We start from the raw sequence: 24,659 nt of genomic DNA on the forward strand, positions 1-24,659 counted from the left end.
CGGATAGTCCACATTTGCGGCCTCCCTCATTTTGGTTGCATGGAACTACCCGTTCGCGGCACGAAGTATCCATCCCCCATCAGTGCATTCTGCTGAGGCAAGATAGGCCACTCCCGGTGCTACTTCCGAAGGGTGGAGTTCGGCAGGTTCCCCCTCTATCCGCCACATACGTGTCTGGGCAACGGGAGAAATGGCATTGACAATAATTCCATCTTTTTTGCCTTCACTGGCAAGGACGTTCGTGAGCCCTATCACGGCCATCTTGGCTGCAGCGTAGGAGGCAAGACCGTTATGAACATACTGCGGATAGATCGCCCGGTAAGAGGTCGTCATAATGATGCGGCCATAGCCAGCCGCTTTCATTGCAGGCCAGGCCGCCTGTGCCAACCAGAGAGGAGCCTTGGCAGCAATGGCCATCATATGGTCAAAAGAACTTTCCTCTATCGACTCGATATTCTCGTAAGCCACCCAACCCGCATTATGGATTAAGGCATCCAGCCGGCCCGCGACTTGAAGGGCGTCTTTGCACAAATTGTGACAGCCCTCGCGTGAGGCCAGCTCCCCTGGTATCGCGTGTACATTCAGCCCTTCCAATCGAAGTGTCTCTGCCGCCAGTTCTGCAATATGAGGATCGACGCCCTCCCCGTCAGAATTGGCACCGATATCCTGAATCAAAACCATTGCGCCAAGCTGACCCATACACCGGGCATAGGCGAATCCCAATCCGCGCCCCGCACCGGTGATAAGTACTACCCGACCGTTAAAATCCACCATGCCACCCTCGCCGTTTTCACTAAGTGATTGAGAAAACAACATAGAGTGATACCTTTGATATATAAAATACTATTTATATGGCTTCTTAATACTTTAATTGTATCGTGGGAAGATTGACTCACTAACAAGAGGAACGGCGGGATATGACGACAGAGAGTCGGGCACGGATCACTTTACGAAGAATGGAGCAATTCATTGCCGTCGCTGAGGAGTTGCATTTTCACCGGGCCGCTGAACGCCTTAACATGTCGCAGCCTCCGCTGACCAGTGCCATACAGAAACTGGAGGAAGATCTCGGCGTCGCTCTTATCGAGCGTGGTAATCGCGTACTTGGCCTGACGCCTGCGGGAGAAAAGTTTGTCAGTGAGGCACGCAAAACCCTCAGACAGGCTGAAAAAACCCTTGTTTCTACGATAGATGTGGCTGAAGGACGAACGGGTCTTTTACGCTTGGGTTATGTAGGAAGCGCACTTTATGGCCGGTTGCCTGATATTATTCGTGAATTCAGGGCAAGTCATCCGAATGTACGACTTGAATTGCGAGAAGCAACAACCGCTGCACAGATTGCTGCTCTTCGCGACGGGACGTTAGACATCGGGATACTGATCCCCCCTCTTGAAAAGGCTGATGACATCGAACAGGTCAATTTCGACAGTGATCGTTTGTGTATCGCTATCCCAAAAGATCATCCTTTTAGTAATAGGCAAGACCTTACGCTTGCCGATCTTGCAGGTGAATCCTTTATTTTGTGGCCAATGCCTGAGGGGCGGAGCTTTCATCTGCAGGTTATACGCCTTTGTGCTAAAGCTGGCTTTGTGCCGATGATTACTCAGGAAGCACATGGAATGCATGCCGTCTTGTCATTGGTGTCTGTGGGAGGTGGTGTATCTGTCGTTCCTGAAAGTATGAGTGGCTTTCGAGGTGACAGGATTAGTTATCATCCCTTATCAGGTGCTGAAACTGAGTTCGATCTCGTCATCGGCTATCGCCACTTATCTCCATCAGCACATGCCTTCGTTCTTTCTGCCGCAGATAAGGAGCAGGGTTTATCACGATCACTATGAAAATTTTCCAGCCGTCGGAATGATCATCTTTTGAAGGTGGTAATAGTAAAGGAGTGTCTGTTTCTGGCACTCACCAACCCACTAAGTTGGAAAATGGTGGCTATGAGTGAGATGCGGAAGCTGAATCCATTTTTTTGCCTGCTCATGTAGATCCCTCTAAATAACTCTCGTGTTTATAGAGATATTGTTTTTTTATTAATGACGCATGAATTGAGTAAATTTTCCAGGTCTGTGCTCTGCTTCTGAAATCAAAAGAATGCGAATCGGCTTTGACGAAGAAAAATACTACTAATTCGCGAACATGGGTAATTGATCTCCACTGATACTTAGTAAAATTATCAGACACGGTGATATGACTTTTTAAGAACAGAGACAAACGGCCAAGTCAAGACAAATTCTAGTAGTATCCTGTTGCCCCTTTCATTGACAGGTAATGTTGACAGAGATAAATACGTGAAATATATTTAGCAATTTGTTAATAATGTCAATTAAAGTAAACAAGATATTAAATATTGTAAGGATTACAATGAAAAAGTTGTTATTGTGTGGACTTGTGTTGGCTTCTACTTCATGTGCTGATTTCCCGAAAAACATTGGTGATCAGATGAAAGCAGTGAATGAGGCATTAACGCCTAAATCGACAAACTCGGTGCAAACAGCATCTGCGAATAAGGCTGGGGCTATTACCAATGACCAATGCAAGAATAGCATCGGGAAAACGAGAAATTATTTCGAGCAACTCATTGGTTTTAAGCTTAATGAGACTAACTCATCCGGCTACACTTCCTTCTCTGAGACTTACAACCTCAAAATATCTGACCGCAAAGATCGTTTTGGCGGTAACTTAGCTATTTGTATCATTTCCATCGACCCGCAAACCAATAAAGTCACGTCATTCTCAATGCCTACATAACCTGGTGTAGATATGTTGAATAATCGGGGCATTAAGTACCCCGGTTATTACACAGAAGATCTTAAATGCACGGGAGACAGGTCACTTTCTCTGAAGTGAGGCGTGTTTATTTCCAGTGATGTTTAATACGCGCTTCTGGCACAGAGCGACAAGCCATCTGAGTTTAAGAGCCGCTGCGAGCGAGGAGCGACCTGTCAGTGCGGAACTGTCACCGGTACCTTCCAAAGCCTTTGTTTCCATCCCTGAATGATAATATCTTTTAAAATAAACCCTTCTGTCACCTTACTCCTGTTTATCAGGATAAATTACAAGGACTAAACTCATGCCCACCCCAAATATTCGAGCCACAATCGTAGGGGTTATTTTATTTATGTCAGCTTTAGTCTCAGCGTCCGCAAATCAGTCTATACCCATACCTTCAGAGCATCCGAACTCGCAGCGTATTTCTGTACAGACACAAGGCTCAGGACCGGATGTCATATTGATTCCGGGGCTGGCATCGTCTCGCGAAGTTTGGGCCGATTTAGCATCAACTTTACGTATGAATCACCGTATTCATCTTGTTGAACTTGCAGGTTTTGCAAGTACGCCTGCCATTTCCAATCCAGAGGGAAAGGTCATCGATCCGGCAGTTGACGCCATCGCTGATTACATTCAAACCCAGCACCTCGAAGCACCGGCGATCATTGGCCATTCGCTTGGGGGGAGATTGCATTGATACTGGGGGCCCGTCATCCCGACCAGGTCGGTCGTTTGATGATCGTCGATGCCTTGCCTTTCTATACGTTGATGATTGACCCTGCTGCGACCACCGAAACTGCTGCCCGACAAGCCACAGCTATGCGGGATTGGCTACTGGTGCAATCGCCGGAACAAATCAAAGAGTTTCAGAAAACATCCATAACCCGCTTAGCTAAGACCAAGGCGGTGAGGCCAGCTTTGGTGACTGCGGGAATTAATTCTGATCGAAAAACTGTTGCGGATGCCGTGTATGAATTGATGACTACGGATCTGCGTCCAGAGCTCGCCCGCATCAAAGCGCCGATTGAGATCGTCTACGCGTATGACGCCTTATTCGGGGTGCCTGCAGCCAGAGTGGATGCGATGTACCGTCAAGCCTATGCTTCTGCTCCCGATGTTCATTTCACGCGGATCGATGACAGTTTTCACTTTGTCATGCTTGATCAGCCAGAGCGGTTTTCCAGCGCGGTAGAGTTATTCTTAAATCATTAAAGGATGCTTTTGCACATCAGGTTGACGTTGCAGGAGTATCTAAAGTCCGGCCAGCAGATCGAGCTGGCCTAAACATCAGTTCAGTAATCTAGAAAATCTGACATAGCTGAGTCTTTGTAATGTCCGCTTCTGGCACACACCAGCCGTCCATTGAAAAACCGTCGCCTCGGAGGATTTGACGGTGTGATATCAGATTTAAATCTGCGCCATACCGCCGTCAACAAACAGCTCTATAGCATTGATAAAACTGGCGGCATCAGACGCCAGAAACGCAACGGCTTTGCCGACTTCCGCTGGCTCACCAATTCGGCCCAACGGAACCTGCGCCGCCAGCGCATCAAACAGGCCCTGACGCTGCTCCTCGGCAACCAGCCCCTCTAATCCAGGCGTTTTGACCGGACCCGGACTCACGACATTCACCCGAATACCCCGCCCCTGCAAGTCCAGCGCCCATGAGCGAGCAAAGTTTCTCACTGCGGCTTTACTGGCGCTATACACGCTAAAATTAGCCGTCCCTTTTACCGAAACGGTGGAAGCGGTGAGGATAATGGATGAACCGGCAACAAGCAGTGGCAGTGCTTTCTGGACGGTGAATAATACTCCGCGAACATTGGTCCCGAAAATCCGGTCATAATGTTCTTCCGTTATTTCGCCCAGCGCCAGCATATCTCCGCCACCGGCGTTAGCAAACAGAATGTCCAGACGCCCCGACTCTTCTGCAATTTGTGCGTAAACATTATCCAGATCGCTAAGACGGGAGATATCGGCCCTAATCCCCTTAGCCGACGGGCCGATCAACGCGATGGCCGCATCCAGTTCCTGCTGACGTCGTCCGGTGATGTAGACTTTTGCCCCCTGCGCCGCCAGTTCCTGCGCACTGGCAAGACCGATTCCTGTGCTGCCGCCCGTGACCAGGGCAATTTTGTCTGAAAGTGGTTTACTCATTATTCATATCCTCGGTTGTGGGTTCGAATGGGCCGTCATTCAGCCTGTGAACTCACTCTAGCCGCAGAGAAATTATTGATAAATTAGCAAAAGTAGAAAACACTATTTCTACAGGTGAATAATCAACTCCCTCACGGAGAACCAGAACGTGGATCAGTTAATGGCTATGCGTGCGTTTACGCGGGTGGTGGAAACGGGCAGTTTTACGCGGGCAGCGGATTCACTGAATCTGCCGAATGCCACATTAAGTAAGCTGGTTAAATCACTGGAGGCCCATCTCGGCGTGCGTCTTTTACATCGTACGACCCGGCGCGTCGTCGCAACACCAGAGGGTCAGGACTATTATGAAAAAGCCTCGCGGGTGCTCATTGACATTGAGGAGATAGACACGTCGTTTAGCGCCTTGCAGAGCAGACCTAAAGGGTATCTGCGTATTGATGTCGGTGGCTCTACCGCACGTGAAGTCCTGATCCCGGCGTTACCGGATTTTTTGCAGCGCTATCCGGAAATCAAAATCGATTTAGGCGTTTCCGATAGGCCGGTGGATCTTATTAGCGGAAATGTGGATTGTGTAATCCGCGGTGGCGCGCTCAATGACTCATCGTTGATCGCCCGCCACATTGGTGATGCCCCAATGGTGACCTGCGCTACGCCGGGATACCTGAAAGCCGCTGGTGTACCTGCGTATCCGGAAGAATTAAGAAATGGACATAAGCTGGTGAGCTATTTGTCTCCGCTCACGGGTAGAGCCTTTCCTTTTCGCTTTATCGTAGAAGGTGAAGAGCGGGAGATGAAGACGCAGCATCACATCGGGGTTAACGAAAGTAATGCGCATTTGGCTGCGGCCTCGGCGGGAATGGGAATCATCCAGACCTTTTGCTATGCGGCGAAAGAAGAACTGAACAACGGCACACTGGTTGAGATCCTACAAGAATGGCGCCCCGCGAGTTATCCTTTTTATGTCGTCTATCCCCAGAACAGGCATATGACGCACCGGTTACGCGTGTTTATTGACTGGCTAACCGAGGTATTCCCAGCGGCACTACGCAGTCACCGGTAATCACACCTCTTTCGATCCTTAAGGGCGCAAAAGATTCACCGATTACTCTTCTCTTGAGCCCTTCTCTAATGCCTGCCCTTGGGGTGATCCGCGCTGAGCGAGGAGCGGAAGCTAAATTTTTGTCGGAATATGCCAGCCGCGAACGTCATCAATCAGGAAACATATCCTTTGAAATCTTCAATTCCCGGTGCTAAAACATGAAGAGCCGTTTTTAAGATTTGTTGTGTTTACTGATTCTCAACTCATAAGAGAATGCCGGAAAATGATTAAGCCAGCTCAGCCAGCGACAACCGTTACCACCACCGAAACCTTCGGCGGCGTGTGCGCATCTGTGACTGGCTCCTGACAAAACAGATTCTGACTCCCCGCCAAACCGGACGGGGAAGAAAATCTCTCCGTTCATGATTTACTGAATGGAGATACACCATGATTTCATCTGAAAATGCACTTTTAGTTATCGATATGCAGCAGGGGCTTTTCCGTGGCCCCTCGTCACCCCATCTCGCAGACTCGGTTTTGTCAAACATTTGCCTGCTTTTACAAAAAGCCAGGCAAGCGCAAGTGCCAGTCTTTTTTGCCCGTCACACCGGTCCTGACGATTCCCCCTTCTCTGAGCAAAGTCCCTTCACACAGCTGATACCCGAAATGAGTGTGAATGCTGAGCAAGATGTCGTTTTTATTAAAAAGTACCCTAGCTGTTTCCGGGATACGAGCCTGCAGCTTCAGCTCGGCAAGCGGGGAATAAAACAACTTGTCATCGCTGGGATGAAAACAGAATTCTGTGTGGACACTACCTGCCGTGCAGCGCCGGAGTTGGGATTCAGGACTGTGCTGATTTCAGATGCGCACACGACAATGGATAACAGCTACCTGTCAGCTAATGAAATCATCAACCATCACAACGCCACCCTTGCTGGCCCGTTTGTGACGCTCGCGACAGCAGCGGACTGGAGCTTTTATTCTGAGAAATGAGATAAGACTGAGAGCCGCCCTCCCGGCGGCTTAAGTGCAAAAACTCCACTCCTGGCACAAAGCGGACTCCTATTTGGCTCAAACGAGAGTGCCAACGCAGAGTAGTTCTTGTGTCATTAACCCTGCCGCGCCGGGTAAATTTACGGCTCACTATAAAATCCGTCATCTACATTGCTAACGGATTTATAACGTTAAAAATCCGGAAGGGGCAAAATTATCTACTATCCTTAGTTCGTGGAATGCATTCCCTGTCTGATTTTTAAGTTTTCGTTTCTTAAGTTTTACAGCTTTCCCTTTTATCTATGGCATTACCAGGCTCCTCAAGAGTCTTAATGTTGAAGGTGATAATGTTTCCTGTTTTTTCAATCAGTTCCTGGTTCCGAACGCAAAGATTAATCAAAGGACAACAGCTATGACTCACATTCACGAACACGCCTCCGTTAACACGACGTATCCTGATACGCGCCTGCCCGTGCCCGCCGCGAGCAGTAGCGCCGTCTCATGGGGCGCCATCTTTGCCGGTGCCGCAGCCGCAGCATCCCTCTCTTTGATATTGCTGATTCTGGGCGCAGGCCTGGGGCTTACGGCCGTGTCGCCATGGGAAAGCCGTGGGCTTGACGCGGGTACGGTGGGGATCGCTGCCATCGCCTGGCTGACGTTCACGCAAATTGTTGCGTCGGGTATGGGCGGCTATTTAGCCGGACGACTGCGCTCGAAGTGGGTCGATACCCACACCGATGAAGTTTACTTTCGCGACACTGCACACGGGTTTTTAGCCTGGGCTGTGGCGGCGCTGGTCTCCGCAGCACTATTAACGAGCACGATGAGTGCCATCGTTGGCGGGGGCGCTAAAGTGGTGGGTACCGTTGCCGGAGGTGCTACGGTGGCCACGGCGACGGGTGCAGCAAGTATGGCGAACGGATCGTCGGCTGTAGAGGGTTCGTCAATGAACTATTTTGTTAACTCTCTGTTCAGGGCGAATAATCCGGGCACACCAGCAAACGGTGCAGCCGATCCCGCCTCTCCTGCCGCAGCGCCTGCTCCTGCAGCGCCCTCTCAGCAACACGTTTCTCCAGCACAGTTAGGTGAAGTGACCGGCATATTTGCCAATAGCATAACCACCGGCGCTTTACCTCAGGAAGATCGTCAGTATGTCGCCCAGCTGATTGCGCAAAACACGGGTATCACTCAGCAAGAGGCTGAACAGCGGGTACAGAGCACCTATGACAAAGCCCAGGCTAAATTAAAAGAAGCGAAGGAGAAAGCGCAGCAAGCTGCTGATACCGCACGCAAAACCACGAGCTATCTCATGCTGTGGACATTTATTTCTCTACTGGCCGGTGCCTTTGTCGCCAGCCTGTGTGCGACCTTCGGTGGCCGTCAACGTGACTTATAATCTTTAATTAAACGAGAGGTCTACAATGCGCTCATTATTACTGTTCTTCTTAGGCGTTCCTATTCCTATCATTATTCTGATTGCGCTGTTTTTCCATTAATGCACTGGAGTAACAGACTGGCTGTTTAATCAGTAATAACAGAATAGTTGCCTGTAAAACATAAATGCCCGTAAGGGCATTTATGTTTTCTACTTTGCCTGATGCTTAGACTTTAAGTGCCGCAACGATGGCGGCCTCCATTTTCTCCGGAGTGGAGATGGGGGCAAAACGCCTGAGCGGCTTGCCGTCGCGCCCAATCAGGAACTTCGTGAAGTTCCACTTGATTCGCCCACCCAGCACGCCGGGCAAGGCTTCTTTAAGGAAACGAAACACCGGGTGCGCCGCGTCGCCGTTGACCTCCACTTTCTCGAACATCGGGAAACTCACCCCGTAGTTGATGCGGCAGGTCTGGGTAATGTCTTCAGCGCCGCCAGGCTCCTGCTTTCCAAACTGGTTGCAGGGAAAACCAAGCACCACCAGCCCCTGATCCGCGTACTTTTTGTAGAGCATTTCCAGGCCGGCGTACTGCGGCGTGAATCCACAATGGCTGGCAGTGTTTACCACCAGAACCAGCTTACCCGCATAGTCGGCCATAGAGATGAGCTGGCCTTGCAGGCTGGTGGCATTAAGTTGATGAAAAGTCGTCATGCGAAAACCTCATTCACTCAATCCACGATTCAGGAGCATTGCTTCAATCTTCGGATCGTGCCCGCGCCACTGACGATAAAGTCCAGCTAAATCAGTGCTGTTCCCCCGCGACAAAATCGCCTCGCGGAATTTCTGCCCGTTTTCACGCGTTAATCCGCCCTCCTCGACAAACCACTGATAGCCATCGTCTGCCAGCATTTGTGTCCAAAGATAGGCGTAATAGCCCGCCGCGTAGCCGCCGCCAAAAATATGGGCAAAATAGCTGCTGCGATAGCGCGGCGGCACGGCGGGCAGATCCAGCCCCTCTTTTTTCAGCGCGGCGGTTTCAAACGCCTCAACATCGCTGACCGTTTCCTGCGCCCCGACGCCGTGCCAGTTCATGTCCAGCAACGCCGCACTCAGCAGCTCGGTCATGTCGTAGCCTTTATTGAATTGCGTCGCGCTGAGCATTTTCTCGCGTAAAGCATCCGGCATCGGCTCGCCGGTCTGATAGTGACGGGCATAGTTCGCAAACACCTGCGGATGGCTGGCCCAGTGTTCATTAATTTGCGAAGGGAACTCCACAAAATCGCGCGGCGTGTTGGTACCGGATAGCGTGGCAAAACGCTGATCGGCAAACAGACCGTGCAGCGTGTGACCGAACTCGTGGAACAAGGTGATCACATCATCCCAGGAGAGCAGCGCCGCCTGGCCAGCGGCCGGTTTCTGGTAGTTACAGACGTTGTAAATCACCGGGCGAGCGGAGAATTCATGGGATTGCTCAACGAAATTGCCCATCCACGCCCCGCCGCCTTTGGAATCACGTGCGAAGAAATCGCCGTAGAACAGCCCCATCCCTTCGCCGGTATGGTCGAAGATCTCCCACACGCGCACGTCCGGGTGATAGACAGGAATATCGAAACGTTCGACAAAACGGATGCCAAACAGCTGGCTGGCCGCCCAGAACACGCCATCGCGCAGGGCATTATCAAGAGCGAAATAGGGTTTAATCTGCGATTCATCGAGGGCGTATTTTTCAAGGCGCACGCGCTCTGCGTAATAGGCCCAGTCCCAGGCCTGCGCGCTAAAATCCCCCTGCTCGCCATCGATCACTTTCTGGATATCCGCCTGCTCACGCTCGGCGCGCGCTCTCGCGGCAGGGACAATCCCGCGCATAAATTTCAGCGCTGCGTCAGGCGTTTTCGCCATCTGATCGGCAATGCTCCAGCTGGCATAACTCTCGAACCCCAGCAGTTGTGCGCGGCGCGCGCGCAGTTGTGCCAGGCGCAGCACGATCTCACGGGTGTCGTTTTCATCGCCTTTTTGCGTACGCGTCCAGCCCGCCCTGAACAGTTTTTCCCGCGTCTGACGGTCGTGCAGCGCCGCAAGCGCCGGTTGTTGGGTGGTGTTGAGCAACGGAATCAGCCAGCGGTCAGCCAGCCCTTTTTCCGCAGCGGCACGCGCGGCCGTCGCGATCTCCTCGGCGCTCAGCCCCTCAAGCAGATGAACATCATCCACCACCAGCCCACCGGCTTTATCCGCCGCCAGAAGATGCTGATTAAACTGGCTGGTGAGGGACGCAGCCTCGGTATTCAGCGCTTTTAACTCGGCTTTTTGCTCGTCGGTTAGCTGCGCACCGGCCAAAATAAAGTGCTGATACGTCTCTTCCACCAGGCGACGGGACTCGGCATCCAGCGACGCGGCCCCTTCCCGCACCGCCGCGACGCGTGAAAATAGCGTGTTATTCAGCCAGATATCGTTAGACAGTCCGGCCAGTTCGGTGGAAAAGGCTTCGTCCAGTTCCTGTAAAAAATCATTGGTATGCGCCGAAGTCATCGCGAAAAAGACGCTGCTGACGCGGGAAAGCATCGCGCCGCTTTTTTCCAGCGCCAGAATGGTGTTGGTGAAATCGGGTGCGGCGGTGTTAGCAATGATGGCATCAATATCTGCGCGCTTCTGGCGCATCGCCTCGTCAAATGCCGGGCGGTAGTGGCTGTCTTCGATTACGTCGAATCGAGGCGCCTGATAAGGCAATACGCTGACTTCAAAAAATGGATTGGAAACCGACATCGTTGACTCCTGGGCACATAATTATCCTCCCAGAGTAGGACAGGCAGCAGTGAGCTGCAATCCCCATTAACGGCAGACTGCTTGCTGCAAGATATTCTGTTTCCGGGATGATTAAGAAGCACAGTAAGACCCGGTTTTGAATTCCAGGCGGTGTAAATGTATCGCTGTTATTTACTGATGACGTGACATTTGTTGACGGAAAAGTCGATCATTTAGCGATACAAAAGTTGCCTTAACGGTGTGCCGGATGCCGTGCTATGGTTGTACAACACAAAAAGCGTTGAGGAACAGTGAGATGATCGTATTAGTTACCGGGGCAACGGCGGGTTTTGGTGAAAGCATCACGCGTCGCTTCGTCGCCAATGGGCATAAAGTGATTGCAACAGGCCGTCGTCAGGAGCGTTTACAGGAGCTGAAAGACGAGCTTGGCGATAACATTCTGACGGCTCAGCTGGACGTGCGTAATCGCGCCGCCATTGAAGAGATGCTTGCGAACCTGCCTGCCGAATGGCGTGCCATCGATATTCTGGTGAACAACGCCGGTCTGGCGCTGGGTCTGGAGCCTGCGCACAAGGCCAGCGTAGAAGACTGGGAAAACATGATCGACACCAACAATAAAGGTCTGGTGTATATGACCCGCGCGGTGCTGCCTGGCATGGTCGAGCGCAACCGTGGGCATGTGATCAACATCGGCTCTACTGCCGGGAGCTGGCCTTACGCGGGCGGCAACGTGTACGGTGCAACCAAAGCTTTTGTGCGTCAGTTCAGCCTGAACCTTCGCACCGACCTGCACGGTACGGCGATCCGCGTGACGGATATCGAGCCAGGCTTGGTGGGCGGCACGGAATTTTCCAACGTGCGTTTCAAAGGTGATGATGCGAAAGCCGGCAAAACCTATGAGAACACCGAAGCCCTGACGCCGGAAGATGTGACCGAAACCGTCTGGTGGGTCGCGACGTTGCCAAAACACGTCAACATCAATACCGTCGAAATGATGCCTGTTAGCCAGAGTTTTGCAGGTTTAAGCGTGCATCGCGGCTGATACTTCCCTGCCCGGCCTGCGGGTCGGGTATGGGATGCGCGGCAAAAGAATGGTAGTATTGAAGCGTTAACTCTCTGAGAAACCACATCCAATGGCCGCCGAATCGCAACTTAATCCTACCCAACCTGTTAATCAGCAAATCTACCGCATTTTGCGACGAGATATCGTCCATTGCCTGATTCCGCCTGGCACTCCGCTCTCTGAAAAAGAGGTATCGGTACGCTTTGACGTATCGCGCCAGCCGGTTCGCGAAGCTTTTATTAAGCTTGCGGAAAACGGGTTGATTCAGATTCGCCCGCAGCGCGGTAGCTACGTCAATAAGATTTCCCTCTCTCAGGTGCGCAATGGCTGTTTCGTCCGTCAGGCGATTGAGTGCGCGGTTGTGCGTCGGGCGGCATCGCTGGTCGACGAGCATCAATGTTATCTTCTGGAACAAAACCTCCACCAGCAGCGCATTGCGATAGAGCGCACACAGATCAACGATTTTTTCCAGCTTGATGATGAATTTCACCAGAAGCTGGCGCAAATTGCCGACTGTCAGCTGGCGTGGGATACCATTGAAAATATTAAAGCGACGATGGACCGCGTGCGCTATATGAGTCTCGATCACGTCTCCCCGCCGGAAATGCTGCTGCGTCAGCATCACGATATTTTTGCCGCACTGGAAAAACGCGACGGGGACGCCATCGTCAAAGCGATGACCGTGCATTTGCAGGAAATTGGCGAGTCGGTTCAGCTTATTCGCCAGGAAAACAGCGACTGGTTTACGGAAGATTAATGATAACCGCATCCCAGGTAAATTTAGGGATGCGGTTAAGGATTTAGCGTACCACTAATACCGGTATTTTGGCGTAGCGAATAACAGATTCCGCGTTCGAGCCAAGCAGATGGCTGGATAAACCGGGCGTCTTAGAGCCGATAACAATCACCTCATAATCGTCTTTATTGCTCATACTGATGATCTCATCGCGAACATTGCCAAAACGTACTTCGGTGTGAATATTCTCCGGCGCGATATCAAACAAGCGTTTTAATTCATTCATCTTTTTCTCTGACTCGCTGACCATATAAGCCTCGAATTTTTTGATGTCAGAGTTAAAGCCGCGCAGCAACGAGCGGCTGCTGATGGGCAGGATGTTCAGCAGCGTGATGGTGGCGTTATCCGCCTTCGCCAGGAACTCCGCGTGGCGTACCGCTTTATCGCTCAGATTCATTTCAAATACGTCCACAGGCATCAATATTTTCTTGTACATAAGCCCTTCCTTATCCAAATAAAAATAATTACTTATCTGTCTTCAGAGTGACATGCCTATTTGAAACAAAGGCTAAACCGTTCACTGAGGGAACTATCAATAAACGAAAACAATTGTCCGTTTTGTCAATTTACGTCTGAGCGGGGCTATGCGGATAAAATGCTGACAAAAAAGTGTGACCTTGATCAAAAACAAAAAAATGTTGCCGCAAGAGGCGTATTTATATTCTCCCGTCAGCGGCTGGAACTGTATATCGCCGTGATGTGTTGAGAAGAGGAGAAATAACCATGATGACTTACGACCGCAACCGCAACGCTATTACCACTGGCAGCCGTGTAATGATTAACGGCACTGGCCATATTGGGGTTATCCGCGCAATTCACGCCGAGGGGCTGGATGCGACCCAGGTACGCCGCAACAAAACGGTAGAAGTGGAAGGTTGTGAAGGCAAGTTCGAACCGATTGAACTGATTCGTCTGGGAATGCACTAACAGGTGCAATGACATGCCGCCGCACGCGGCGGCATGAGTCGAGATTATTTCTGAGAGACAGTCTGCGCCACGGTTGCTTTCGCCCCCTGCTCCAGCAACATTTTATATGCGTGCATTACCGCATCCACAAAACGCGCTTCCAGCGGCAGTTCATTGCCGAAAATCGCTTCAATTCCCAGCAGCGCCTTCACGCGGCTTTCGCCTTCGGCACTGCCCTTCACCGCAGCCTGAATCGTTGTCAGCAAGGGATCGCAGACTTCAATCGTGTTTCCGCTTTCATCCACACCGCCGACATAACGCATCCAGCCTGCCACGCCCAGCGCCAGCAGCGGGAAGCTCTGCTGATGCGCCAGATGCCAGCGCACGGAATCGAGCATACGCTGCGGTAACTTCTGACTGCCGTCCATCGCGATTTGCCAGGTGCGGTGACGCAGCGCCGGGTTACTGTAGCGCGCAATCAGCAGGTCAGCGTAGCGTGCCAGGTCGACCCCTTTTACCTTCAGAGTCGGTGCCTGTTCGTTGAGCATCAACGCATGGGCTGCACGGCGATAGTTCTCGTCTTCCATACAGTCGTTGATGTGCTGGTAGCCCGCCAGATAGCCGAGATAGGCAAGGAAAGAGTGGCTGCCGTTGAGCATACGCAGTTTCATCTCTTCGAAGGGAATCACATCTGCCACCAGCTCTGCGCCTGCTTTCTCCCACTCAGGGCGCCCGGCGACAAAGTTGTCTTCAACTACCCACTGACGGAAAGGTTCACAGGCCACGCCTGCCGGATCGCGAACGCCGGTAATCTGTTCGATTTTATCCAGCGTCTCCGCCGTTACGGCCGGAACAATGCGATCGACCATCGTCGACGGGAACGTCACGTTTGCTTCAATCCAGTCTGCCAGCTCAGCGTTAACGGCACGCGCATACGCACAGGTGACGTTACGCATCACATGGCCGTTTTCCGGCATATTGTCGCAGGACATCACGCTGAAAGCCGGTAAGCCCGCAGCTTTGCGGCGTGCCAGCGCTTCGACCACCACGCCCGGCGCGGATTTTGGCTGCTGCGGGTTTTGCAGATCGGCGGCAATCAGCGGGTGATCGAGCATCAGTTGCCCGGTCGCAGGCGCGTGGCAGTAGCCTTTTTCGGTGATAGTGAGTGAAACAATCGCCACCTGCGGCTCGCACATAGCCGCCAGCACGGTTTCCAGACTATCTACCTGCGCGTGAAGCGCGTTTTTCACCACGCCGACGACGCGAGCGGTCCAGGCATCGGCGGACATTTCCGCCACGGTGTAGAGATTATCCTGGGCTTTGAGATCGGCAATCTGCTGTTCGCCGCCAATCAGGTTGACTTCGGTGTAGCCCCAGTCGCTATGGTGCTCAGCCGCCAGGATATCGGTGTAAACAGCCTGATGGGCGCGGTGAAACGCACCGAAACCCAGGTGCACGATACGTGGTACCAGTGTGTTACGGTCATAAGCAGGAAGTGTCGCTTTGGCATTCAACAATTTATTATTCATGAGAAGGCTCATTTAGGTGAGAGGTCGTCGAATCTGAGGAGGTAGACCATCTCACGCAATTGGTATGACATCTTTGATTTTCATCAACTACCATACAAGAAGAGAAGAAAAGGCGGGATCACGCTCCCGCCCCATCAGATTACTGATTCACCGTATGCCCGAGAGGCACTGCCGAAACCGATTTTTCGGCGGCATCTTCCGCGAGGCTCAGATCGCGGTCGCGCACTTCCGGCATCAGGAAAGCAGACACCAGCCCAATCAGGGAGTAGACCACCATCATCGCCACAATCGGCCACCATGAGCCGGTCATGTTGCAGAAAATCCCCGCCAGCACCGGGCCGAAACCGACCGCCACCAGACCCCCAGCCTCTTTCGAAATAGCCATCCGCGTGAAACGGTTACGCGAGCCAAACATCTCCGCCATGGTGATATTTTCCAGCGCAAACAGCCCCAGCACCGCAAAGTTATGGATGATGATGATCGACAGCATGATCACCCCTGGGCTGTAGCTTTTATCGACGATAATCGACAGCATCGGGTAGGCCAGAATAATGGCGGAAATATTGAGCAGAATGTACGGCAGACGACGCCCGACCTTATCGGAGAGCCAGCCTAGCAGCGGGATCGTGATAAACCCGAGAATGGAGCTGATCATCAGCGCGTCGGTCGGAATGCTTTTATTAAACAGCAGCGTCTGCACCAGATAGCCCGCGAGGAACGTCTGAATCAGACCGGAGTTTCCCGCCTGACCAAAGCGCAGGCCGGTTGCCAGCCAAAAGGATTTGCTTTTGAACATCGCGCCCAGAGAGGTCTCTTCTGCCGTCACCACTGGGCTGCTCTCATCGTTGACCTTCTCAAACACCGGGCTTTCTTTGAGGTTCATTCGCAGCCAGATGGCGAAGATCATCACCACGACGCTGGCAAGGAAAGGTACGCGCCAGCCCCAGGCGACCAGCTCTTCACGGTCAAGGGCGAAGAACATTACCGCCCATATCGCCGTGGCGCTTAAGGTCCCGCAGTTGGTCCCCATTGCGACCAGCGATGAGATAATCCCGCGTTTCCCTTTCGGCGCGTATTCCGCAAGCATTGTCCCCGCACCCGAAATTTCCGCCCCGGCACCCAGCCCCTGGATAATACGCAGTGTCACCAGCAGAACCGGTGCAAAAATCCCGATCTGCGCGTAGGTTGGCAGAACGCCAATCAGCGTGGTACAGATCCCCATCATGGTGATGGTGATAAACAGCACCTTTTTACGCCCGATCCTGTCGCCCATTTTGCCGAAGATAAACGCCCCGACGATGCGCGCGATATAGCCCGCGCCGTAGGTCCCCATCGCCAGAATCAACGCCATCGCAGCGGACTGCTCCGGGAAGAATATTTCATGAAAGACCAGCGCCGCACCCAGCGAATAGAGCTGGAAATCCATGAATTCCAGCGCGGTGCCAAGCCAGCCGGACACCGCCGCTTTCACCAGATCCGACGTCGTTCTTTGAGGTTGTGTCTGAGTCATAATGGCTATCTCTGAATGTAGGTAAGATGCGTACCACTTAACCGCGTGTGTTGTTATTGGCCGAACGTCAGCAAGACTTTGCAGCACTGCCGCTGGTCTTTCTCAAACAGTTCGATGGCGTCTGTCACGTGGTGATAGTCAAAAGTGTGGGTAATCAGTTTTTCCGGGTCGATCAGCCCCTTTTCCAGCCAGTCGATGACCACCGGGAATTTGTTGGCATTCAGGCGAGATGAGAATATCGACAGCTCTTTGCCGGTAATACCCTGCTGTGTTACCTGGCTCGGGTCGCTGGAGAAGCCCATCAGCACGATGCGACCACCCGGTGACGCGAGGGTGACCGCCTCCTGCAATATCGTCGGATGGCAGGCGGCATCGATAATTAACGTTGGTTTTATCCCCTTCTCATCCAGCGCCGCCGGCAGGGACTGCTCCGCGTTGTTGAACACCCAGTCCGCACCGCTGCGTTTAGCCATTTCAAGCCGTTCATCGATGCGATCGACGACGATAACCTGTTTCACGTTATAGACGCCTTTGAGCGCCTGAACGGTCACCAGTCCCATCGGACCGGCACCGTAAATCAGCGCGATGTCCTTGTCCGTCGGCTGAGCGTGCCCGGTGACGTTGGCCGCAATGGTGAAAGGCTCCACCATCACCGCGTGGCGATCGGAAATCGTATCCGGAATGGTCCACGCATTTTTCGCCGGAACCACGGCATATTCGCTGAACCCGCCGTCACGATGCACACCCAAAACCACCAGCGACGTGCAGACATTCGGTTTGCCGACTGAGCAAGGCCAACACTCTCCGCAGCTGATCACCGGGTCCACGGATACGCGCTGCCCGAGACGCGCTTTTTCCACGCCCTCTCCGACTACGTCAATCACGCCAAAGAATTCGTGGCCAATGACACGCGGGTATTTCGCAAACGGGTTGTGACCGCGATAAATATGGCTGTCGGAGCCGCAAATCCCGGCTAAGGTGATTTTGACGCGGACTTCGCCCGGTGCCGGAACGGGCAACGGACGCTCTTCGATCAACAGCTCATTCGGTTTTTGAATAACGATGCTTTTCATGGTTGCTCCTGACCGATCCTTTTCTTACATAACGCGTTGTTATTAAGAAATTAATCAATCCAGTGTTTAACAATAAAGAGATAACACATCGCCCCAACAAAGGTGACGCAGGCCGCGACAACCAGGGCGAGATTAAAGGAATGCGTTTTATCGACGATCCAGCCGGTCACGACCGGCGCGAACGAGGCAAAAACAAAGCTGCCGAAGTTCTGAATGGCGGCAACGGAGGCGACTTTGCTTTCAGCGACCATCACCTGCACCAGGCCCCACGCGGAGGTTCCGGCAAAGTGGACGCAAAACAGGGCTAACGAAATAAAGGTGACGGCTTCCGCCGGGGACGACGATTGCACGACCAGCAAAGTGCCTAAAGCCGACAGGATCAACCCCACCACAATCGCCGTTTTGCGCGTTTTGGCGAGGTCATAGCCTTTTTTGGCAAGTGCATCGACCACCAGTCCGTTGACCCACATCCCGACGGCTGCCGCCAGGAACGGGATCGCGGAGACCCAGCCGGTCTTTGCCAGGCTAAAGCCCTGCTGGGCCTGCAGATAGCCGGGCAGCCAGGCGATATACAACCAGCCGGTGTAGTTCACGCCAGAGAACCCTAAAATCATTCCCCAGGTGGTGCGGCGTTTGAACAACGCACTCCATTCGCTAAAACGTAACGTTGGGCGCGGTTTTACCGGCGCGGAAAGGTATTCGCGTTCTTCCGGCTGGAAAGCGAACTGCGCGCGGTTGCGATACCAGGCGTACCAGCAAACGCCGACTATCACCCCCAGCAGACCAATGATCACGAACATGGCCCGCCAGCCCCACAGGATTTGCATTGTCACCAGGATCGGTGGCGCGATTGCCTGCCCAAGAACCGTGGAGGAGTTAAAAATCCCCAGCGCGGTCCCCCGCTCTTTTTGCACATACCAGTCGGTGATGGATTTCACCCCGGCAGGCATAAAGGGCGCTTCGCCAATCCCTAAGCCAATGCGCAGCAGGATAAAGTGGCTAAAGGAGTTCACCATGCCGGTGAGGGCCTGCATCAATGACCAGAAGATTACGCCTGCGCCCAACACCAGTCGTGGGCCGTAACGATCGAGCAATATGCCGGAAGGCAGTTGCGCCAGTCCGTACGAAAGTGAAAATGCGGAAAGCAAAAAGCCAAATTCTGTTGCCGACAGCCCCATGTCACCGCGAATGGCTTCACCGGCCACACTCAGTGAGGAGCGGTCCAGAAAATTGACAATCCCTGCCAGGAATAACAGCACCAGAGTGAGGGTCTGGATTTTTTTAATCCGCGCAGGCTTGGTTAAACTTTCTGTATTGATAGTTTCAGTTGTCATACGGACTCCCGATCTCAATTTACCAGTTCCACAAGGTGCCATCTTCCAGGCGGGCGACCGGCAGATACGCCGGGTCGTACGGGTATTTCGCGGCCAGTTTTTCATCAAACTCAATGCCGAGACCCGGCTTATCGCCCGGATGCATATAGCCGTTATCGAAGCTCCAGCTGTGCGGGAAGACCTCCAGCATTTGCTCGGAATAGCCCATGTACTCCTGAACGCCAAAGTTCGGCACCCACAGGTCGAAATGCAGCGCGGCGGCGTGGCAAATCGGCGACAGATCCGACGGGCCGTGCGAGCCGGTGCGCACCTGATAAAGCGAGGCGAAATCGGCAATCCGGCGCATCCCGGTGATCCCGCCCGCGTGGGTAATGGTGGTGCGGATGTAATCGATCAGCTGCTCTTCGATCAGCTGTTTGCAGTCCCAGATACTGTTGAACACCTCCCCGACGGCAATCGGTGTGACCGTGTGCTGGCGGATAAGGCGGAAGCACTCCTGGTTTTCGGCGGGCGTCGGATCTTCCATCCAGAACATGCGGTACTGTTCGATGCTCTTGCCGAAACGGGCCGCCTCGATGGGGGTCAGGCGGTGATGCATGTCATGCAGCAAATGCTCGTTAAAGCCGAACTGGTTGCGCACGGCGTCAAACAGTTTAGGGGTGAAATCGAGGTATTTTTCCGTGGACCACAGCTGCTCTTCAGGCCAGTCGCCTTTGGTCGCCGGTTCGTAGGCCAGTCCTTTCCCTTTCGCCATGCCGTAGGTGGTTTTCATGCCCGGAACGCCGCACTGCACGCGGATCGCCTTGAAACCCATCTCTTTGTGACGCGCGTAATCTTCCAGCACATCATCGATGGTGTGCCCGGTAGTGTGGCAATAAACCATGACACCTTCGCGCGATGCACCGCCCAGCAGCTGATACAGCGGCATACCGGCGGCTTTGGCTTTGATATCCCACAGGGCCATATCGACAGCGGAAATCGCCGACATGGTGACTGGCCCGCGCCGCCAGTAGGCGCCTTTATAGAAGAACTGCCAGATATCTTCGATGCGGTGCGCATCGCGGCCAATCAGTTGCGGGCAAAGGTGATCTTTCAGATAGGAGGCAACAGAAAGCTCGCGTCCATTTAAGGTGGCATCACCCAGGCCGACGATCCCGTCGTCCGTGGTGATTTTAAGGGTGACAAAATTACGACCCGGGCAGGTGACAAAGACTTCGGCCCCGACAATTTTCATGATCCAGTTCCTTACATCGCTCAGTGTGATGCAAGGAACTTACTTAATTACGCAACTACCATACAAGTATAGTGATCAAAAAATCTTCCATAGATCACAAAACAAAGGCGCTTATGCACGCCCCCAGCCTGCCACGATGATCAACATCCCACACAGTGCAATCAGCGCGCCTGCCCAGTCGTAGGCGCTGAGCTTCACGCCATCGACCACCCGCAGCCAGACAAGTGCCGTGCAGACATAAACACCGCCATACGCGGCGTACACGCGCCCGCTGGCCGCCGGATGTAACGTCAGAAGCCAGACAAACAGCGCCAGCGCGATCCCCGCCGGAAGTAACAGCAATACCGATGCCCCGCGTTTCAGCCACAGGTACGGCAGGAAGCAGCCGAGGATTTCGCACAGCGCGGTCGCAAAGAAAAGTAAGGTTGTTTTAATCATTTTGACGAGTGAGTGAGAATAGGTTTAACCATGATACGCGATAATGGCGCGACCATTACCCTGCCTGCCGCGTGGGTATGCCACCTATTCAGATTGGTGTAGAATTGACCCTGGGTAAACCCACTACAAGGAACATGCAATGAGTACATTACGCAAACGCTTCTGTCTGGCGGCCATGCTCTCCCTGACGGCGTTCGCCTTTACGGCCCCCGCCTCCGCCAACACCAGCAAACTGATCATTGAGTCGGGTGACAGCGCGCAGAGCCGTCAGAATGCCGCAATGGATAAAGAACAATGGAATGATACCCGCAGCCTTCGCCAGAAAGTTAACAAACGCGTTGAAAAAGAGTGGGACAAAGATGATGTCGCCTTTGATATGCGTGATAAATGCCAGCAAAGCGCGAACGTGAATGCTTACTGGGAACCGAATACCCTGCGCTGCCTGGATCGTCGTACCGGTCGTTCGGTCGCGCCTTAATTTCGACAGCCAGAAAGGATGATTATGGCCAGCCCGTTAACGGTAAAACTCAGACCGCTGGAGCGCGAGGATTTGCGCTTCGTTCACCAGCTCGACAATAACGCCAGCGTTATGCGTTACTGGTTCGAAGAGCCTTACGAGGCGTTTGTTGAGCTGTCGGATCTGTACGATAAACATATTCACGACCAGAGCGAGCGCCGTTTCGTTGTCGAGTGCGACGGAGAAAAAGCCGGTCTGGTCGAACTGGTTGAGATTAACCACGTCCACCGCCGGGCGGAGTTTCAGATCATTATTTCGCCGGAATACCAGGGGAAAGGCCTTGCCACCCGGGCGGCGAAACTGGCGATGGATTACGGATTTACGGTGCTCAACCTGTATAAGCTGTATCTGATCGTCGATAAAGAGAACGAAAAAGCCATCCATATTTACCGTAAACTCGGGTTTATGGTTGAAGGCGAACTGATTCATGAGTTCTTTATCAACGGCGAGTACCGCAACACCATTCGCATGTGTATTTTCCAGGATCGCTACCTGGCAGAACACAGAGCGACCGGAAGCCAGCTTCTGAAACCCACCGCACAGTGACGCGTTTTTACGCCGGGTAGCGGCTTCGCCCCACCCGGCTTAAACGCCTGCCAGTCAGTAATATTCAATACTGTTTTTAATGGTGTACTTGTGCGCCACCGCCGGTTTCACGCTGTCATCCACAATATGTAACTCGCAACTTACCGGGTTATTGTGGCGATCGTAATCACAGCTCTGTTTCACCGACCCTAGCGGTTTGTCGTTAAGCAGGCTGACCGCAGAGTAGTCGAGCTTTTTGCGCTTATCGTTCGACGGGGTGGCCGACACCGACAGATGCTGATCGCCTGACACCGTGGTTTTACCCAGCGGATAGCCATCTGCGTCGTAGCGGTACTTCACTTCCATCGCCTTGCCGTGTGCGGTGACAATAAATCCGTTATCGTCCGTATCCCATGTCACGCCCGCCGAGGGCAGCTCAGCCAGCTGGCATTTCCCCTGCAGCTTAATTTTTTGCTGCTGGGTTTCTGCATCCAGATAAAAATTGGCGTCCAGCACCAGCGCCACGCCGGTGTTCGCGTCCAGATCGTGCAACTCCAGGGTATCGAAACACCCCTCCTGCGAGAGCGATCCTGTGACGCGTTTACTCACTTCCCCTTTCTCATTGAACAGCGTCTGGGTGAAGTCTTTTACCGGCCCTCGCAGGGGATCAAAATCAAATTCGTTCGAAAAGCTGGCCATCTCCGGCGTAAACGACAGCGGCGCGGAGGCGTTATCACACCCCGCCAGCACGCCTGTCAGCGCAATCATTACTGCTAGTTTCTTCACATTCTCACCGATGCGTGAACATTATTACCTCACATATTAGCAAATACAGAGGGTTACTTTTTAGCGAAACACAGCAGCAATGATGACATTTGTGAGCCCGGCGACGCGTCAGGCCGGTACCGCCTCCACAATGGATAAATAGGATGGTGTGTGGATCACCCGGTTTATCTTCAGCCCGGCGTGACCTAACAAGTCTGCATACTCCTTCTCGGTACGAGCACGTCCGCCGTCGAAACCCGACAGCAAGAGAAGATCAATTTCATACCTTCCCTGCTCGTTATCTTGCTCTTTGATCAGCGGCTCCAGAATTAATAAGCGGGAACTGGCTTTCATCGCTTTGCGACAGGTTTGTAATATCTGGCTGGCTTTTTCATCTGGCCAGTCCATCAAAATATATTTCAGCATATAAATATCCGCCACCGGGCAGGCTTCGAAAAAACTCCCAGCAATGGTTTCCCAGCGGGATTTATTGCCTAATAAATGCAAACTGTTTTCGCTAACGACGTTATCGCGATCAAATAAAATACCGTGCAGAGTGGGATTGCGTCGCAAAACCGTCAATAAAAGATTCCCCAGCCCACCGGCTATATCAACCACCGTGGCATTTTCCGGGAAATGATAATTATCGGCCAGCATGTCGTTTTCGACGCTCGACATCGAGGCCATCCCGGCATGAAAACCGTCGTCGCCTGACGGTGTTTTTTTCGTCCCCCAGTACTCATAAAACGGCATGCCAAATAATTCGTTAAAGACCGGCCTGCCTTTTACGATATCCGTCATTTCCCCGGCGGGCTGCCAGAGGGTTTTATCCGTTAACATCAGCACGGCTTCGCGCAAGGAGTACGGGGTGTCAGACCGCAAAAACTGTGCGGCGGGGGTCAGGGTAAACAGACCATCGTCAGTCATGCTAAACACCTCGCGAGAGGCCAGGGTTCGCATGACCCGATACAGATAACCGGCATCGACATTCAGCTCCTGCGCGAGCTGCTCTGCGGTTTTATCTTCGTCTTTAAGATGATCCGCAACCCGTAATAACGCAGCGGTACGCAGGGCAGCCTGCCAGACAAATCCCATGCACTGCTCTAACACATACATTCCATCCTGACGCTCTTTTTCCGTCAAACTTTTTTGGCTTAACATTTTATTTCTCCTGTTCCGTAAAATTTAAAAGCACAGAATTAAAATGAAACGTCAGCCAATAAGCCTAACGGGCATAATTAAATAAGCCACTCGCTCAATTTTATTTTCATTGCCGACGCTGGAAATTAAAATCCACATTCAAATAAATAATGTACAGGAATATGGCCAACGAATGGATTTATTAGAAGGCTACTCATCGCTCGCTTAAATAATCACATCGCGCACTTAACCAGAATTTAATTCGCTCTCGGTTTTTTCAGAAAATTTCGCGGCAATACAACTATTTACATTATGCCTGCTAAAATAAGACTCACACACAGAGAGAAGGAGCCACACATGAAACGGTTACCCTGGATTACCGCGCTGCTGTTAGCAGGCATTTCCCCTGCTGTTCTGGCCGCCCCCGACTCGTGCGAGCGCGTGAAAAGTGATATTCAGCAACGCATTATCAATAACGGCGTGCCTGAATCCGGTTTTAGCCTGAACATTGTGCCAAACGATCAGGCCGACCAGGCGGATGCGCAGGTGGTGGGACATTGCGCGAACGATACCTTTAAAATTCTCTACACCCGTACCGGCAGCAGCAGCGCCCCTGCGGGTGGCGCGGGGACGCAAGACAACGCGCCGAATGAACCGCAGTAATTTATCTGCGGGAATTCCCTTAGCTTGATAAGGATTAATGTTTATTACCCCTGAATAGGTAAAACTCACTCC

General features: G+C 52.6%; 26 protein-coding genes. 13 read left to right on the top strand and 13 right to left on the bottom strand.

Going from position 1 to position 24,659, the window contains the following annotated elements; all coding sequences use genetic code 11:
- Positions 1-45 precede the first annotated feature (45 nt).
- Positions 46-816, bottom strand: a complete 771-nt coding sequence (locus DAI21_RS16205; RefSeq protein WP_234419485.1) for an SDR family NAD(P)-dependent oxidoreductase — start codon at positions 814-816, stop codon at positions 46-48.
- A gap of 101 nt (positions 817-917) precedes the next feature.
- Between DAI21_RS16205 and DAI21_RS16210 the strand changes: the two genes are divergently transcribed.
- From DAI21_RS16210 to DAI21_RS23285, 4 genes are all read left to right on the top strand, one after another.
- Positions 918-1,838 carry a LysR substrate-binding domain-containing protein gene (locus DAI21_RS16210; RefSeq protein WP_107703633.1) on the top strand — a complete coding sequence of 307 codons (921 nt, stop codon included), beginning with the start codon at positions 918-920 and terminating at the stop codon, positions 1,836-1,838.
- Between the two features lie 526 nt (positions 1,839-2,364).
- Complete coding sequence (locus DAI21_RS16215) at positions 2,365-2,751, top strand: hypothetical protein (protein ID WP_107703634.1); 387 nt, start codon at positions 2,365-2,367, stop codon at positions 2,749-2,751.
- A gap of 322 nt (positions 2,752-3,073) precedes the next feature.
- Positions 3,074-3,469, top strand: coding sequence for an alpha/beta fold hydrolase (locus DAI21_RS23280; protein ID WP_234419486.1), 396 nt, complete (start codon positions 3,074-3,076; stop codon positions 3,467-3,469).
- Positions 3,470-3,504: 35 nt separating this feature from the next.
- On the top strand, positions 3,505-3,984 hold the full coding sequence (locus tag DAI21_RS23285; protein WP_234419487.1) for an alpha/beta fold hydrolase: 480 nt from the start codon (positions 3,505-3,507) through the stop codon (positions 3,982-3,984).
- A 195-nt stretch (positions 3,985-4,179) separates the two neighbouring features.
- Here DAI21_RS23285 and DAI21_RS16225 read toward each other — a convergent pair whose 3' ends face one another.
- Positions 4,180-4,929, bottom strand: coding sequence for an SDR family NAD(P)-dependent oxidoreductase (locus tag DAI21_RS16225; RefSeq protein ID WP_107703635.1), 750 nt, complete (start codon positions 4,927-4,929; stop codon positions 4,180-4,182).
- A 148-nt stretch (positions 4,930-5,077) separates the two neighbouring features.
- On the opposite strand from DAI21_RS16225, the gene DAI21_RS16230 reads away from it, so the two are divergent.
- From DAI21_RS16230 to DAI21_RS16240, 3 genes are all read left to right on the top strand, one after another.
- The gene (locus DAI21_RS16230) at positions 5,078-5,989 is read left to right on the top strand and encodes a LysR family transcriptional regulator (protein WP_107703636.1); all 912 of its coding nucleotides are present in this window, start codon (positions 5,078-5,080) and stop codon (positions 5,987-5,989) included.
- A gap of 426 nt (positions 5,990-6,415) precedes the next feature.
- A complete protein-coding gene (locus tag DAI21_RS16235) occupies positions 6,416-6,961 on the top strand; it encodes a cysteine hydrolase family protein (RefSeq protein ID WP_107703637.1) in 546 nt (181 codons plus the stop codon).
- A 412-nt stretch (positions 6,962-7,373) separates the two neighbouring features.
- A complete protein-coding gene (locus tag DAI21_RS16240) occupies positions 7,374-8,357 on the top strand; it encodes a hypothetical protein (RefSeq protein WP_107703638.1) in 984 nt (327 codons plus the stop codon).
- Positions 8,358-8,562: 205 nt separating this feature from the next.
- Here DAI21_RS16240 and DAI21_RS16245 read toward each other — a convergent pair whose 3' ends face one another.
- Both DAI21_RS16245 and dcp read right to left on the bottom strand, forming a co-directional pair.
- Positions 8,563-9,045, bottom strand: coding sequence for a glutathione peroxidase (locus DAI21_RS16245; RefSeq protein ID WP_107703639.1), 483 nt, complete (start codon positions 9,043-9,045; stop codon positions 8,563-8,565).
- A 9-nt stretch (positions 9,046-9,054) separates the two neighbouring features.
- Complete coding sequence (gene dcp, locus DAI21_RS16250) at positions 9,055-11,094, bottom strand: peptidyl-dipeptidase Dcp (protein WP_107703640.1); 2,040 nt, start codon at positions 11,092-11,094, stop codon at positions 9,055-9,057.
- 295 nt (positions 11,095-11,389) lie between these two features.
- Between dcp and ydfG the strand changes: the two genes are divergently transcribed.
- Both ydfG and DAI21_RS16260 read left to right on the top strand, forming a co-directional pair.
- Positions 11,390-12,136 (top strand): bifunctional NADP-dependent 3-hydroxy acid dehydrogenase/3-hydroxypropionate dehydrogenase YdfG, encoded by a 747-nt coding sequence (gene ydfG, locus DAI21_RS16255; protein WP_107703641.1) that lies wholly within the window; start codon positions 11,390-11,392, stop codon positions 12,134-12,136.
- 91 nt (positions 12,137-12,227) lie between these two features.
- Positions 12,228-12,914, top strand: a complete 687-nt coding sequence (locus tag DAI21_RS16260; RefSeq protein ID WP_100780265.1) for a GntR family transcriptional regulator — start codon at positions 12,228-12,230, stop codon at positions 12,912-12,914.
- Between the two features lie 43 nt (positions 12,915-12,957).
- Here the strand turns inward: DAI21_RS16260 and DAI21_RS16265 are convergent, their stop codons facing one another.
- Positions 12,958-13,389: a universal stress protein gene (locus tag DAI21_RS16265; protein ID WP_100780266.1), complete on the bottom strand. Its 432-nt coding sequence runs from the start codon at positions 13,387-13,389 to the stop codon at positions 12,958-12,960.
- 287 nt (positions 13,390-13,676) lie between these two features.
- On the opposite strand from DAI21_RS16265, the gene ydfZ reads away from it, so the two are divergent.
- Entirely contained in the window at positions 13,677-13,880 is a 204-nt protein-coding gene (gene ydfZ / locus DAI21_RS16270; protein WP_100780267.1) for a putative selenium delivery protein YdfZ, read from the top strand.
- Between the two features lie 44 nt (positions 13,881-13,924).
- Here ydfZ and DAI21_RS16275 read toward each other — a convergent pair whose 3' ends face one another.
- From DAI21_RS16275 to DAI21_RS16300, 6 genes are all read right to left on the bottom strand, one after another.
- The gene (locus DAI21_RS16275; protein WP_107703642.1) at positions 13,925-15,388 is read right to left on the bottom strand and encodes a mannitol dehydrogenase family protein; all 1,464 of its coding nucleotides are present in this window, start codon (positions 15,386-15,388) and stop codon (positions 13,925-13,927) included.
- Positions 15,389-15,527: 139 nt separating this feature from the next.
- Complete coding sequence (locus tag DAI21_RS16280; RefSeq protein ID WP_100780269.1) at positions 15,528-16,898, bottom strand: MFS transporter; 1,371 nt, start codon at positions 16,896-16,898, stop codon at positions 15,528-15,530.
- Between the two features lie 53 nt (positions 16,899-16,951).
- Positions 16,952-17,971, bottom strand: a complete 1,020-nt coding sequence (locus DAI21_RS16285) for a Zn-dependent oxidoreductase (RefSeq protein WP_107703643.1) — start codon at positions 17,969-17,971, stop codon at positions 16,952-16,954.
- Positions 17,972-18,021: 50 nt separating this feature from the next.
- The gene (locus tag DAI21_RS16290) at positions 18,022-19,305 is read right to left on the bottom strand and encodes an MFS transporter (RefSeq protein ID WP_107703644.1); all 1,284 of its coding nucleotides are present in this window, start codon (positions 19,303-19,305) and stop codon (positions 18,022-18,024) included.
- 19 nt (positions 19,306-19,324) lie between these two features.
- Complete coding sequence (rspA, locus tag DAI21_RS16295) at positions 19,325-20,539, bottom strand: starvation-sensing protein RspA (protein ID WP_102103644.1); 1,215 nt, start codon at positions 20,537-20,539, stop codon at positions 19,325-19,327.
- Positions 20,540-20,650: 111 nt separating this feature from the next.
- Entirely contained in the window at positions 20,651-20,977 is a 327-nt protein-coding gene (locus DAI21_RS16300; protein ID WP_100780273.1) for a YnfA family protein, read from the bottom strand.
- A 139-nt stretch (positions 20,978-21,116) separates the two neighbouring features.
- On the opposite strand from DAI21_RS16300, the gene DAI21_RS16305 reads away from it, so the two are divergent.
- Both DAI21_RS16305 and speG read left to right on the top strand, forming a co-directional pair.
- On the top strand, positions 21,117-21,455 hold the full coding sequence (locus DAI21_RS16305) for a DUF1283 family protein (RefSeq protein ID WP_100780274.1): 339 nt from the start codon (positions 21,117-21,119) through the stop codon (positions 21,453-21,455).
- A 24-nt stretch (positions 21,456-21,479) separates the two neighbouring features.
- Entirely contained in the window at positions 21,480-22,040 is a 561-nt protein-coding gene (speG, locus tag DAI21_RS16310; RefSeq protein WP_100780275.1) for a spermidine N1-acetyltransferase, read from the top strand.
- 54 nt (positions 22,041-22,094) lie between these two features.
- Here the strand turns inward: speG and DAI21_RS16315 are convergent, their stop codons facing one another.
- Both DAI21_RS16315 and DAI21_RS16320 read right to left on the bottom strand, forming a co-directional pair.
- Positions 22,095-22,805 (bottom strand): YnfC family lipoprotein, encoded by a 711-nt coding sequence (locus DAI21_RS16315; protein WP_100780276.1) that lies wholly within the window; start codon positions 22,803-22,805, stop codon positions 22,095-22,097.
- A gap of 108 nt (positions 22,806-22,913) precedes the next feature.
- The gene (locus tag DAI21_RS16320) at positions 22,914-23,945 is read right to left on the bottom strand and encodes a methyltransferase (RefSeq protein ID WP_107703645.1); all 1,032 of its coding nucleotides are present in this window, start codon (positions 23,943-23,945) and stop codon (positions 22,914-22,916) included.
- Positions 23,946-24,281: 336 nt separating this feature from the next.
- Between DAI21_RS16320 and DAI21_RS16325 the strand changes: the two genes are divergently transcribed.
- Positions 24,282-24,587: a DUF1161 domain-containing protein gene (locus DAI21_RS16325; protein WP_100780278.1), complete on the top strand. Its 306-nt coding sequence runs from the start codon at positions 24,282-24,284 to the stop codon at positions 24,585-24,587.
- Positions 24,588-24,659 lie beyond the last annotated feature (72 nt).

Origin of the sequence: Lelliottia sp. WB101 (genome assembly GCF_003051885.1) — a bacterium.
Classification (GTDB): domain Bacteria; phylum Pseudomonadota; class Gammaproteobacteria; order Enterobacterales; family Enterobacteriaceae; genus Enterobacter; species Enterobacter nimipressuralis.